Below are 13,795 nucleotides of genomic sequence, written 5' to 3'. Positions count from 1 at the left end.
AAAACCCTCAAAACGGGTGGGCTGGCTACCAACAGATACCAAGGAAAGACCATGAAAGAAGGCATTCACCCGAATTACCGCGAAGTGCTGTTCGTCGACATGTCGAATGACTTCAAGTTCATCACACGTTCGACCATCAACACGCGCGAAACCGGCGAGTTCGAAGGCAAGACGTACCCGCTGGCAAAGATCGAAGTGTCGTCGGAATCGCATCCGTTCTACACCGGTAACCAAAAGATCATGGACACGGCCGGCCGCGTCGAGAAGTTCAACAAGAAGTTCGCAGCATTCTCGGCAAAGAAGTAATTAGTCGAGAAAACAGCCAAGGCTGGATTCGAAGAAAAGGCAGCGAAAGCTGCCTTTTTTTCGTCTGTGCCCCGCGTCTGGCCCCGTATAGGGTCCCCGCCTTCGGCCCATGCGGCGCGGCAATCCGCAGCCATTCGGGCAAACTCGCCCCGTCAAACCCCTCGTTGACGAGCACCGCAATGACGCGCGCGACGCCGCCCGTCTACAATGCCGGATTCGGTAAAAATCGCACGACCCGCCAAGGCACGAGATTCGCGTGTCATGCACGACCCCAGCGCCGCCGCATTGCTCCCTCAGCGCTCCATCAGTTCTGTTCCATCGCCCAAACGCATGCGAAATGTCGTCCGTCTGACCGCCTCCGCCACCAGCGCCCTGCCGCGCTGGCTGCTGCTCGCCATTTGTATCATCTACGCGTCTTTTGGACTGTTCGGCCGCGACCCGTGGAAAAACGAGGACGCAGCAGGCTTCGGCGTGATGTGGACGATGGCCAACGGCAGCGTGAAAGACTGGCTGCTGCCGAACCTGGTAGGTAAGGCGCTTACCGGCGATGGCCCGTTCATGTACTGGTTCGGCGCGGGTTTTATCCGCCTGCTGAGCCCATGGGTCGATGCAAGCAATGCATCCCGCGTGATAACCGGATTGCTGTTTTGTATCGCCTGCGCGTTTGTCTGGTACACGGCGTATCTGCTTGGCCGGCGCGACGAGGCACAACCGTTCAAATACGCATTTGGCGGCGAGCCCGAGCCACGCGACTACGGCCGCACACTCGCCGATGGCGCGCTGCTGATCCTGCTCGCCTGCTTCGGCCTGGCCGAACGCGGCCACGAAACCACGCCCCAGCTTGCTCAGTTCGCCGGCACCGCGATGCTGCTCTACGGCCTCGTGCGCAGTTGCGACAAGCCGATCCAGGGCGCGCTGGTGTGGGGGGCGGCAATCGGCTTCGTGGGTTTGTCGAGCAGCCCGGTGCTGGTGCTGGCACTCCTGATCTGCACGCTCGCCATGACGGTGATCGTGCGCGAAGTGCGGCCGTTCTACCTGGTCGTGCTCGGCGTGCCCGTGGCAGTGATCCTGATCGGCGCATGGGTGTGGCCGGTGCTGCATTTCTATCCGGACGACGGTGATTGGTGGCTGCGCCAATGGTGGCGTAACAGCTTCGACTCGTTTTCCGGTTCGCCGATCCAGGCGCTCTCCTACGCCCTCAAGAACCTGCCTCTCTTCACATGGCCGGCGTGGCCGCTCGCCATCTGGACCTTTGTGAGCTGGAGTGGCCTGCGCCGCTCGCCACACGTAGCTGTGCCGCTATCGGTGATCGGGCCGCTGCTGGTGCTGGTGATCCTGCAAAGTCATCAGTCGAACCGCCTGTTCATGCTGTTGCTGCCGCCGTTGTCCGTGCTCGCCACGTTCGCGCTGCCCACGCTCAAGCGCGGGGCGATCAACGCTATCGACTGGTTCGCAATGTTGAGTTTCACGCTGCTCGCCACGTTCGTCTGGCTTGTCTGGACCGCGGGCTTGTATGGATTCCCCGCGCCGCTTGCCCGCAATCTCGCGCGACTTGCGCCGGGTTTTCAGCCCGAATTCAAGATCTTGTCGCTCGTGTGTGCGGTTGCCGTGACCATATGCTGGTTCTCGCTCGCGCGCTGGCGTCTTGCGCGTCATCCGAAGGTGTTGTGGCGCAGCGTCGTGCTGTCGAGTGCGGGAACCACGCTCATGTGGGTGCTGCTGATGACGCTGTGGCTGCCGGTGGTGAACTACAGCCGGACGTATCGCGACGTGGCCGAGCAGATTGCCGATCATTTACCGCCTGACTACACCTGCATTTCCCCGGTGCGTCTGGGCGATGCGCAGCTTGCGACCTTCGCGTATTTCGGCGGCATGCATTTCGCCTTCGATGAAGACTGCGACGTGATCCTGCGCCAGGACACGCAGGACTACGGCGAGCCGTCCTCAATCTCGGCGTTCGAGTGGAAGCTCGTTTGGGAAGGCCGCCGCGTGGCCGACCGTGACGAGCGGTTCCGGCTGTACGTGCGCATCGAGCGGCCGGTGGCGCCGGTCAAACGGCCGCGACCGAAGTCGCTGCATCGCGGAAGCAACTGATCATGTGGCCGGACGTCCGCAAGATCGTGGCCCTGGCGTGGCCGGTGCTGATCGGCCAGTTGGCGATTATCGCGTTCGCCGTGATCGATACGGCCATGGTCGGCCGATATTCCGCCACGGATCTCGCGGCGCTCGGCCTCGGTTCGTCGATCTACATCTCGGTCTATATTGGTTTGACGGGCATCCTGACGGCGTTGCAGCCCATCGCCGGACAATTGTTCGGTGCGCGGCGCGAAGCCGAGATTGGCGAGGAAGTCCGGCAGGCGCTATGGCTGGCGGCGGTGTTGTCGGTGATCGGCTTTGTCTGCCTGTATTTCCCGCAACCTCTCCTGCGAATCGCCGATACACCCCCCGCCCTGCACGACCGCACTCTCGCCTATCTGCGCATCCTGTCGTTCGGACTGCCCGCGGGTCTCGCGTTTCGTGTCTATAGCTCGCTCACGAACGCCGTCGGCAAACCGCGCCTGGTCATGTTTCTGCAAGTCGGCGCGCTGATGCTGAAAGTCCCGCTCAACCTGTGGTTCATCTTCGGCGGTTTCGGCGTGCCGGCGCTGGGTGGCCCAGGCTGCGCCATCGCCAGCACGATGATCAACTGGCTGATCGCCATGGTCGGCATAACGGTGCTTGTACGTGTCGAGTTCTTCCGGCCGTTCGGCGTGTTTTCGCGATTTTGCTGGCCCGTCTGGCGCCGTCAGAAAGCACTCCTGAAACTCGGCATTCCGATGGGGCTGTCCTACCTGATCGAAGTGACGTCATACACCTTCATGGCGCTGTTCATCTCTCACTTTGGCACGACCACGCTGGCTGGGCATCAGATTACCGGCAACATTGGCGCGGTGCTCTACATGACGCCGCTGTCCATTGGCGTGGCGTCCGCGACCCTCGTCTCGCAAGCACTCGGCGCGCAACGTTTCGATGCCGCCCGTTCGCTCGCCCGCCACGGCATTGCGTTGTCGTGCGGTATTGCATGCGTGTACGGCGCGGCGCTGTTTGCACTGCGGCCGTACTTGCTCGAAGCCTACACGCCTGACAGCCAGGTGATCGCGGCGGCCATGCCGTTGCTGGCCATTGTCGTGTTCTATCATTTCTTCGATGCCCTCCAGATCACCACGGCTTTCGTGCTGCGCGCCTATAAAGTGGCGGTCGTCCCCACGGTCATCTACGCGGTCGCGTTGTGGGGCATCGGGCTGGGCGGCGGGTACGTGCTCGGGTTCAACGTGGGCGGTTATGCGCCGGCCTGGCTGCAAGGCGCACGCGGATTCTGGGTCGCGAACTCGGTGAGCCTGGGCGTGGCGGGCGTAGGACTGTTTCTCTACTGGCGGCGGATCAGCACGCGGCACATTCCAGACGATCGCATCCGCACCGGAGCCGAGCCAGTTTAGGTTCAATGCAACAACCGCGCGCTCAATGCAATGGGTTTGGAATGTCTGTCATAAATTGAAAACAATTGGCAAGGATGACGTAACACTCCGGTAAAATCGCCAGCGTTTTGGCCACCCTGGAACGAGTGCGATGATCCGCGTCATAAAAAAACAACGCTGGCCGCTGGCGGCGCTTACCGCCCTCTCTTTGCTCACAATGGGCTTCCTGGGCGCCACGCATCGCGCAGACGCCGCGCGCACGCTGAGCGTGTCGCCACAGGGCAAGGTCACGCAGGTGCGCCAGGTGGTCGTCAAGTTCGACGAAGCAATGATCGCGTTCGGAGACCCCGCAGCCAAAGCCCCGGCTCAGGTGCATTGCACCGGAGGAGCAGCGGCGGGTTCGGCTCATTGGATCGACGATAAAACCTGGGCCTTCGACTTCACGCAAGACCTCACGCCCGGCATGCGCTGCTCGGTCGCCCTGGAAGACGGGCTCAAGTCCACTGCGGGCAACGCGCTCACCGGTCCACGTCAGTTCCGCTTCGAAACCGGTGGTCCCTTTGTCACCCAAGTCGAGCCCGGCGGCGGCGAGATAGAAGAAAACCAGATCTTCGTGCTGCGCCTGAACGGCCCCGCTACAGAAGCGTCGGCGTTGCAAGACATCTGGTGCGAATCGAGTGGTTTGGGTAACCGCATTCCTGTTAAAACCGTCGACGCCAACGCACGCGCCGACCTCCTCAAACACTTCCACCTCGAAAAAGACAGCGCACGCGTGCTCACGCTCGCCTGCCAGCAAACCCTGCCGTCCGCCACGAAGATGCAACTCGTGTACGGCGCGGGCGTAGCCGGCCCGAGTGGTCTCGCGAACGACGTGGAGAAACGCTTCGACTTCGATGTCCGCGAACCCTTCACCGCGAGTTTCTCCTGCGAACGTGAAAACGCCAAGGCGCCCTGCACGCCGTTGCGCCCGCTGCGCATCCGCTTCAGCTCGCCCGTGCCGCGAGCGGACGCTGAAAAAATCACCCTGCGCGGCCCCGGCGGCAAGACCTCGCCACAGTTCGATCCCGATGAAAAGGACAACGACATCACCAGCGTCCAGTTCGCGGCGCCGTTGCCCGAGCACGCGGATTTATCGATAGAACTGCCAACTGGACTCAAGGATTCCAGTGGTCGCACGCTGTCCAACGCGGACCTTTTCCCACTGAAGACTTCGACGGCGCCCATGCCGCCGCTCGCCAAGTTTTCATCGTCGACATTCGGGATCATCGAGCGTTTCGCCGAGCCCAACATGCCCGCCATGTTGCCCGTCACGCTGCGCCATGTGGAGGCCGATCTGAAAGTGAACGGGCTCAACGCGGGTTCATCGAGCGTGACGAAACTGCGCGTCGATGCCGACACCGAGATCCGTCGATGGATGAAAACCGTCGATCGTTTCGACGGCTTTTCCATGTCCGTCGCGCAGATCAAACAGGAGATGCCGCTGGCGCTGAATAACGGCATCAAGCCGGTCTACGCACAGGGCAGCACGGCGAAAGATCCGCAAATCGATATCCGCTCGCTGTCGTTGCTGGCAAAGCAACCGGGCGTTGAAACCCTCAGCGTGCCGCAGGCCGATCCCAAGTCGCTGCGGCCTTTTGAAGTGGTCGGGATTCCGCTTCCGAAACCGGGTTTCTATGTTGTCGAACTGGCATCGCCGGCGCTCGGTGCGTCGTTGCTGGGCAAACAGCAAGACATGTACGTGCGCACCTCGGTGCTTGTCACCAACCTTGGCGTGCACTTCAAACAAGGCCGCGAAAACAGCATTGTCTGGGTGACCGCGCTCGATAGCGGCAAACCCGTGCCGAACGCACAAGTGCGCGTCACGGATTGCAATGGCGATCAGGTCGCCGCTGCAAAAACCGATACGCAGGGCATCGCGACGATCGGCAAACCGCTGGCATCGGCACGCACTTGTGATGAAAACAGCATCGACGATTCCGGCTTTTTCGTCTCGGCGCGCGTCGATGATCCGAAGACCGGGCCGGACATGGCGTTCGTGCGGTCGGACTGGAATCGCGGGATCGAATCGTGGCGCTTCAACGTTCCGACCGATATGAGCCGCGATCAGACCACGCGTGCGACGACCGTGTTCGACCGGACATTGTTGCGCGCGGGCGAAACGGTATCGATGAAACATTTGATGCGCGAGGAAACGCTTAACGGTTTTACGTTCCCCTCGCACCTTCCGTCGCGCGTGACGATCCGTCATGAGGGCAGCGGCCAGACATACCATCTTCCGCTCAAATGGGCGGCCGACCGAAGCGCCGATTCCACCTTCCCGATTCCAGCCGCTGCGAAGCTCGGCGAATACAGCGTGACGCTGGACGACGGCACGGCGAACTCAGACAACGACAGCGATAACAGCGGTGACGATCAGGATTCGTCACGGCACATAAGTATCGAAACCGGCAATTTCCGCGTGGAAGAATTTCGCCTGCCGGTGTTCAAGGGATCGATCGGCATTCGCGATCAGAAGACCGGCGCGCTGGTGGCCGCGACCACTGCGCCGCTGGCGGTGCAGATTGAATATGTGTCGGGCGGACCGGCATCGAACCTACCGGTGCAAGTGTCCGCGCTGATGAAGGACACGTCGCCAGCTTTTGCTTCGCAGTTCGAATCGTTTAGCTTCGGGCCGTACAAGAAGCCCACCGATGACGGCGCCAGCGCGCCCGCAACTGAAGGTGAGGACGACACCAGCAACGCGCAGGAAGATACGTCCACGGCCAAACTCATCGCCGATAAAACCGCGCTGACGCTCGACCGCAATGGCACGGGAAGCCTCACGCTCAAGTCGCTGCCCGTAGTCGAAGCACCGAAGCAGCTTGCGCTGGAAGCGACCTTCGCGGACCCCAACGGTGAGATCCAGACGTTGCGCGGTAGCGCCACCCTCTGGCCTGCGGCGGTTGCAGCCGGCATCAAGGCGGGCGACTGGGTATCGGTTGGCAATGCGGTGCCGGTGCAGGCGCTCGCCGTCGACTTGCAAGGCAAGCCGCGAGCGGGCGTTGCGCTCGAAATCCGTGGCGTTGCAAGGACCATGACCAGCTCGCGCAAGCGCATGGTCGGCGGTTTTTACGCCTACGATAATCACACTGAAACCAAGGACCTCGGCACGCTCTGCAGCGGCAAAAGCGATGACCACGGCCTGCTTTCCTGCGAAGCAAAACTGAAGGAAGCAGGCAACGTTGACCTGATTGCCACCGCCAAGGACGGCGATGGCCGGGTGGCGAACGCAATCACGTCGGTCTGGGTCACGCGCGAAGATCAACTCTGGTTCGGGGGCGAGAACACCGACCGGATCGACGTGCTGCCTGAAAAGACAAGCTACGAACCCGGCGAAACCGCCCGCTTCCAGGTACGCATGCCGTTCCGCTTCGCGACCGCGCTGGTGGCGGTGGAGCGCGAAGGGATCGTGGAAACGAAGGTCGTGGAACTCGATGGCAAGAACCCGACCGTCGAGCTGAAAGTGCAGGAGTCGTGGGGACCCAACGTATATGTCTCCGTGCTCGCGATCCGCGGGCGGATTCACGAAGTGCCGTGGTACTCGTTCTTCACGTGGGGCTGGAAAGCGCCGCTCGATTGGGTGCACGCGTTCTGGTACGAAGGGCGGCAATATGAAGCGCCTACCCCGCTTGTCGATTTGTCGAAGCCTGCGTTCCGTTACGGGCTCGGCGAGATCAAGGTGGGAACGGCCTCGCACAAGCTCGGCGTGACCGTCACGCCGGATGCGAAGTCGTACGCCGTGCGTTCGAAGGCGCATGTGAAAGTTCGCGTGACGCTGCCGGGCGGCAAGCCCGCGCCGGCCGGCACGCAGGTCGCGCTCGCGGCCGTCGACGAAGCCCTGCTCGAACTGATGCCGAATCAAAGCTGGAACGTACTCGACGCCATGCTGCAACGGCGCGCGTATGGCGTGGAGACATCGACGGCGCAAATGGAGATCATCGGACGCCGTCACTTCGGGCGTAAAGCCGTGCCCGCGGGCGGTGGCGGCGGACATAGCGCGACACGCGAACTGTTCGACACGCTCTTGCTCTGGAACCCGCGCGTGACACTCGATGCGAACGGCGAAGCTACAGTCGATGTGCCGCTCAACGACGCGTTGACGAGCTTTCGCATTGTCGCAATCGGGGCTGTGGGCGCGGGCCAATTCGGCACAGGCAGTGCATCGATACGCAGCACGCAGGACCTGCAATTGATCTCGGGCCTGCCGCCGCTCGTACGTGTAGGCGACCAGTTCCGCGCGTTGTTCACGCTGCGCAATACGACCGCACGGACAATGCAGGTTGTCGTGACGCCGCGTGTTCCCACGCTCGATCTCGCCGCGCAAAACGTGACGTTGGCACCGGATTCATCGCAGGAAATCTCGTGGGACGTGAAGACGCCGGATGCCATCGGCATGGCGGCAACCGGCGCGTTGAACTGGGAAGTGAGCGCGGCGGAACAAGGCGGTCCGAAAGCCGCTGATGCCGTCAAACTCATCCAACGCGTGGTGGCCGCGATTCCGGTGACCGTGCAGCAAGCCACGATCACCCAGGTCGACGGCACGTTCGCGTTGCCCGTGGCGCCGCCGGAGACCGCGGTGGCATCGGCTGATGGACAGATTCGCGGCGGCATTGCCGTGACGTTGCAGCCGAAACTCGCCGATGGCCTGCCGGGTGTGCGCCGCTGGTTCGAACGTTATCCGTATAGCTGCCTCGAGCAGCAAACGTCGCGCGCGCTGGGTCTCGATGACCTCACGCAATGGCAGACGGTGATCGCACGCATGCCCTCTTATCTGGATAGCGACGGGCTTGCCAACTACTTCCCGCCCTCGGACGATTCGCGGCCTTACGGCAGTCCTGCGTTGTCGGCCTACCTGCTCGCGGTCAGCGATGAAGCATCGAAAGCGGATCCCCGCTTCGCGCTGCCCGGCGACCTGCGCGACAAACTCGCGGCTGCGCTGACCAACTTCGTGGAAGGCAAGATCGAGCGGAAATTCTGGTCACCGCGGCAGGATCTGGACTTCGTAAAACTCTCGGCGATCGAAGCGTTGTCGCGCTACGGGCTGGCTACGCCGCGCATGCTCGGCTCGATCACCATCGCGCCGAATCAATGGCCGACGTCGGCGCTGCTCGATTACTACTCGATCCTTTCGCGTGTCGATGGCATCGCACAACGCGACGATCAGCGCGCTCAGGTCGAGCAGATTCTGCGGGCACGCCTGACGTATTCGGGCACTCGCTTAACCTTCTCCACCGCCGCCGACGACGACCTCTACTGGCTCATGACCGGCCCCGAATCGAACGCGGCACGCACGGCATTGCTCTTCGCCGACAACGCCGCATGGAAGGACGAAATGCCGCGCCTGATCGGCGGTTTGCTCGCGTTGCAGACGAACGGCGCGTGGCAAACGACGACGTCGAACCTGTGGGGCAAGCTCGCCGTGCAGCGCTTCTCCAAGGTGTTCGAGAGCACGCCGGTGAGCGGTCAAACGCGCATTGCGCTGGGCACGACGGAGAAAGCCATCGCATGGAATGCGCCGCCCTCGCCTGCGAATCCGCGCAACGTGACGTTGCCGTGGGCATCCGGCACGCTGAACCTGACGCAAGAAGGCAGCGGCAAACCCTGGGCGACCATCGAGAGCCTCGCGGCCGTCGCGTTGAAAGCGCCGTTCGCGGCGGGTTACCGGATCACGAAAACCATCACACCGGTTGATCCGGCGGTCAAGGGCGCGCTCTCGCGGGGTGACATCGTGCGTGTGCATCTCGACATCGATGCCCAAAGCGATATGACATGGGTAGTCGTCAACGATCCCATTCCGGCCGGCGCAACGATTCTGGGCTCGGGCCTCGGCCGCGACTCCGAAGTGGCGACCGAAGGAGAAAAGAGCCCGCAAGGCGCTTGGCCGGCGTTTATCGAGCGTGGTTTCGAGGGGTATCGCGCGTATTACGACTATCTGCCGAAGGGGAAATTGCAGGTGGAATACACCGTCCGGCTGAACAACGCGGGCACGTTCGGGTTGCCGCCTACGCGCGTGGAAGCGCTCTACGCGCCGTCTGTATTCGGCGCGATTCCCAACGCAACAATGATCGTCGCGCCACTGGCCGCGGCCAAATAACGCGATGAAACGCGCCGCCCTCGCCCTTATCGGTTGTGTGCTTGCGAGCTCGGCTCATGCGCTGCCGAGCTTCGACGAAGTGCGCGCGAGTTGGCGCAGTTCCGACTGGGTGCTGCTCGCCCGCAACGGCGAGCCGCTGCAGCGCACACGCATCGACACAACCGAGCGGCGCGGCGACTGGGTCGAGTTGCAGGATGTATCGCCGGCGTTGCGCGAGGCGATTGTGGTGTCGGAGGACAAGCGCTTCTACGAGCACAGCGGGGTCGACTGGCGCGGCGCAGCGGCCGCCGCCTGGGCGAACCTGTGGAACACGCGCACGCGCGGAGCGTCGACGGTGACCATGCAACTGACCGGTTTGATCGATGAAGATCGCCGGCCTGGGCGCCGATCAATCGGCGAGAAAGCGACGCAGACGGTCGGCGCGTTATGGCTCGATCACGCCTGGCGCAAGGACCAGATTCTCGAGGCGTATCTCAATCTCGTGCCGTTTCGCGGTGAGATCGTGGGTTTGTCGGCGTTGTCGCAGACTTTGTTCGGCAAACTTCCGTCCGGGCTGAACGAACGCGAAGCCGCGCTCACCGCCGCGCTGGTGCGTGCGCCGAATGCGAATTACGCGAAGGTATCCGCTCGGGCATGCGGTATTTTGAGGGACATGAACCGGGCGCGGCCGTCAGCCACGGATCCTTGCGCGAACCTCGACAGCTTCGTGCAATTGACGCTCACGCGCACTGCATCCGCCTCGCCGCGGTCCTTGGATTACGACGCGCTCGCGCCGCACTTCGCGCGCCGTGTGGCCAGCGAAGTGCATCCCGCAGCGGGCGCGCGTGTCCAGTCCACGCTCGACGGCTCGCTGCAGCGGTTCGCCCGCGACTCGCTCGCGCGAACCTTGCTCGAACTCAACTCGCGCGCGCATCAGCGCAACGTGCACGACGGTGCCGCGATCGTCATCGATAACCGCAGCGGCGAGATTCTCGCGTGGGTCGGTTCGGCGGGCGGGTTGTCGAACGCACCGGAAGTCGATGCCGTCGCCGCGTTGCGTCAGGCCGGCTCGACGCTGAAGCCGTTCTTGTACGCTCAGGCCATCGACGAAAAACGTCTCACTCCCGCGTCTTTGCTCGATGACGCCCCGCTCGATCTTGCCACCGGCGGCGGCCTGTATATCCCGCAGAACTACGATCACGATTTCAAGGGCTGGGTGAGCATGCGCACGGCGCTGGCTTCGTCGTTGAATGTACCGGCCGTGCGCACGCTGGTGATGGTAACGCCGCACCGGTTCGCGAAAACACTGGTGTCGCTCGGCCTGCCGCTCACGCAAGCCGGCGATTACTACGGCTTCAGTCTTGCGCTCGGCAGCGCCGACGTGACGCTCGCGACACTCACGAACGCGTACCGGACGTTGGCGAACGGCGGGCTCACCGGGCCGATGTCCGACTTGCCGGCGCATGCACCGATCGCACCGATCGCGCCCGGCACGCGCGTTTTCAGCCCGCAGGCCAGTTTTATCGTGACGAACATCCTCGCCGACAACAACGCGCGCACGCGTACCTTCGGCTTCGACAGCGTCCTTGCCACGCGCTTTTTCAGCGCCGTGAAAACCGGCACGAGCAAGGACATGCGCGATAACTGGGCGGTCGGCTACACGTCGCGCTACACGGTTGGCGTGTGGGTGGGCAACGCGGACGGCGCGCCGATGTGGGACGTCTCCGGCGTCACAGGCGCCGCGCCTGTGTGGGCCGCACTCGTTAATTATCTGCACCGGCGGACCCCAAGCCGGCCGCCCATCGCGCCCCCGGGCGTGGTGCGCACGAAGATTGTTTATCAAAACGATATCGAGCCAGCGCGCGACGACTGGTTCCTGAGCGGCACGCAAATGTCACGGATCGCATTGTCGGCGAGTGCGGAAGGTGCCGCGGTGCGCAATGGCACGGCCCGAATCTCATCTCCCACCGACGGCACTATTTTCGCGCTCGATCCCGATATTCCCGCCGCGCGCCAGCGGGTCTGGTTCGAGAGCGCGCAAAGCTCACCGGCGGGCAGCGTGTGGCGGCTGGACGGCAAATTGGCCGGCCCTTCCCCTGCCATGACGCGCATGGCATGGCTGCCGTGGCCAGGGCATCACACGCTGGAGCTGGTCGACCGCCAGGGCGTGGTGGTCGATTCAGTGAAATTCGAAGTACGCGGCGCGTTTGCGAAAATCAAGACAAAAGGTTAATAAGGTCAAAGCCGAGAGATCAAACCCGAAGCATCAAGCCAGAAGAATCAAACCCGGGAAAGTATCGATTCCGACAAGCTTATATCCGGAAAACGTTAAATCTGAACCGAGCCGCCCGCATCCGCCATGAGTCTGGTGATAATCGCTAAACGGAATCGAAACCGGCCAGTGGATTGGGTACAACCGGCAAAATAATAGCCGGCGATGTTGTAAAAAATAATCCCGTCCACACCGGACGGAGGTCGCTGCCATTATCCTGACCCGCATTTTGTCCTATGCTTATTGGACTTTCTAGCCAGGCTTCCAGTAAGGCCTGCATCGATTCTTCTTTTTATTTTTTTAACCTGGAGCACTTGTCATGCTTAAAAAGCTGTTGATGCTGTGTCTGGCCCTTGCGTTGTCCATAGGCGCCGCGTTCGCGGCCGTCGACGTGAATACGGCAGATCAAACCTCGCTTGAAGCGGTCAAGGGGCTTGGGCCGGTGAAGTCGAAGGCGATCATCGACGAACGGACGAAGAATGGCCCGTTCAAGGATGCCGACGATCTCGCCAGCCGCGTGAAAGGACTCGGCACGAAATCCGTGACGAATCTGGAGCAGGCCGGGCTGACGGTTGGCGGTTCATCCGCACCGCCGACAGGGACAAAGGCCAGCAAGACGCCAGCCGCCACCACCAACGCAGGCGCTGCAGCACCCGCCAAATCGACGGTGAAATCGTCCACGGCCGCAACCGCCGCTACGTCACCCGCCGCGACCACGGCCACCACGCCCGCAGTGACACCGGCCACGACGCCGGCAACAACGGCAGACGCGGCTTCCGCCACCAAGGGCAAGAAGGGTAAAAAAGCCAAGGCCAGCGCGGCAGCTAGTTCGAGTACAGCCACGCCAGCAACAACAGCAACGGCCGACGCCGCCTCGGGCGCGAGCGGCGCCAAGGCGTCGAAGAAATCCAAGAAAAAGAAAGCCGCGAGCGACGCGGCAGCAACCTGAGGACGGCGACGCACTTCGGCGCTGAATCCGAGCGTGGGACGGCCGCGTAGAACAGCCATCAACGCGCAGCTCGAATTCAAGCCGCCCAGGTCGCCTTGCAGCAGAAACACACCGGCCGTCCTTCACGGGACAGCATGTTTTCCGTCCGGCAAGCGCCAACCGGCACGACGCCGGGCGGCATCTAACCAGCATCGTTTTCAAGTGAGACAGCCATGAGCCTACTCGATACCCTCGCCTCTTCTTTCGGCAATTCGTCTCAAGGTGGCGGCGCCCAGTCCGGCCTCGTCGCCATTGCGATGGAATTCGTCAACAACCAGCCCGGCGGCCTGAACGGCTTGATTCAGCGTTTCCACGAAAATGGCGCGGGCGACATCGTCTCGTCGTGGGTTGGCAACGGCGAAAACAAGCCGATCAGCTCGGACACCGTGACCAATGTGCTCGGTTCGGACGCGGTCAGCCAGATGGCACAGAAAGCTGGCTTGTCCGGCGACCAAGTGTCCGGCATTTTGGCTTCGGTGTTACCGCATCTCGTGAACCACGCGACGCCGGACGGCCAAGTGCCGGCGAACGGCCAGCTCGACGTGGGCAGTCTGCTGGGTTCGCTGGGCGGCCTCGGGGGTTTGGCAGGCTTGTTCGGCAAGAGCGAAGAACCGAAGGCGTAAGCGTTTTTTAGCTTAGGTCTTAGGCAAGTAGAAAAAAGG

At 62.5% G+C, this 13,795-nt stretch carries 7 protein-coding genes; all 7 read left to right on the top strand.

Translation table 11 applies throughout. The annotated features are described in order from the left end of the window. Positions 1-51: 51 nt before the first annotated feature. The 7 genes from GSQ93_RS04765 to GSQ93_RS04735 all read left to right on the top strand — a co-directional run bounded on the left by GSQ93_RS04765 (position 52) and on the right by GSQ93_RS04735 (position 13,756). Positions 52-306 carry a type B 50S ribosomal protein L31 gene (locus GSQ93_RS04765; protein WP_031356448.1) on the top strand — a complete coding sequence of 85 codons (255 nt, stop codon included), beginning with the start codon at positions 52-54 and terminating at the stop codon, positions 304-306. A 330-nt stretch (positions 307-636) separates the two neighbouring features. Continuing rightward, entirely contained in the window at positions 637-2,400 is a 1,764-nt protein-coding gene (locus GSQ93_RS04760) for a glycosyltransferase family 39 protein (RefSeq protein ID WP_158934622.1), read from the top strand. Positions 2,401-2,402: 2 nt separating this feature from the next. Next, positions 2,403-3,782 (top strand): MATE family efflux transporter, encoded by a 1,380-nt coding sequence (locus GSQ93_RS04755; RefSeq protein ID WP_158934456.1) that lies wholly within the window; start codon positions 2,403-2,405, stop codon positions 3,780-3,782. Positions 3,783-3,912: 130 nt separating this feature from the next. Further along, entirely contained in the window at positions 3,913-9,894 is a 5,982-nt protein-coding gene (locus GSQ93_RS04750) for an Ig-like domain-containing alpha-2-macroglobulin family protein (RefSeq protein ID WP_158934455.1), read from the top strand. Positions 9,895-9,898: 4 nt separating this feature from the next. Continuing rightward, positions 9,899-12,106, top strand: a complete 2,208-nt coding sequence (pbpC, locus tag GSQ93_RS04745) for a penicillin-binding protein 1C (RefSeq protein WP_158934454.1) — start codon at positions 9,899-9,901, stop codon at positions 12,104-12,106. Between the two features lie 358 nt (positions 12,107-12,464). Further along, on the top strand, positions 12,465-13,094 hold the full coding sequence (locus tag GSQ93_RS04740; protein WP_158934453.1) for a helix-hairpin-helix domain-containing protein: 630 nt from the start codon (positions 12,465-12,467) through the stop codon (positions 13,092-13,094). Between the two features lie 212 nt (positions 13,095-13,306). After that, entirely contained in the window at positions 13,307-13,756 is a 450-nt protein-coding gene (locus tag GSQ93_RS04735; RefSeq protein WP_158934452.1) for a YidB family protein, read from the top strand. The last annotated feature ends 39 nt before the right edge of the window (positions 13,757-13,795 follow it).

The organism is Burkholderia sp. S171 (assembly GCF_009766085.1).
Classification (GTDB): Bacteria; Pseudomonadota; Gammaproteobacteria; order Burkholderiales; family Burkholderiaceae; genus Caballeronia.
The sequence above is the reverse complement of the archived record's forward strand: the minus strand, read 5'-3'. Positions and strand labels throughout refer to the sequence as shown.

Excerpts from the sequence above, each read along its gene's own strand:
- GSQ93_RS04765 (WP_031356448.1), top strand. The coding sequence starts at position 52 with ATGAAAGAAGGCATTCACCCGAATTACCGCGAAGTGCTGTTCGTCGAC.
- GSQ93_RS04760 (WP_158934622.1), top strand. The coding sequence starts at position 637 with ATGCGAAATGTCGTCCGTCTGACCGCCTCCGCCACCAGCGCCCTGCCG.
- GSQ93_RS04755 (WP_158934456.1), top strand. The coding sequence starts at position 2,403 with ATGTGGCCGGACGTCCGCAAGATCGTGGCCCTGGCGTGGCCGGTGCTG.
- GSQ93_RS04750 (WP_158934455.1), top strand. The coding sequence starts at position 3,913 with ATGATCCGCGTCATAAAAAAACAACGCTGGCCGCTGGCGGCGCTTACC.
- pbpC (WP_158934454.1), top strand. The coding sequence starts at position 9,899 with ATGAAACGCGCCGCCCTCGCCCTTATCGGTTGTGTGCTTGCGAGCTCG.
- GSQ93_RS04740 (WP_158934453.1), top strand. The coding sequence starts at position 12,465 with ATGCTTAAAAAGCTGTTGATGCTGTGTCTGGCCCTTGCGTTGTCCATA.
- GSQ93_RS04735 (WP_158934452.1), top strand. The coding sequence starts at position 13,307 with ATGAGCCTACTCGATACCCTCGCCTCTTCTTTCGGCAATTCGTCTCAA.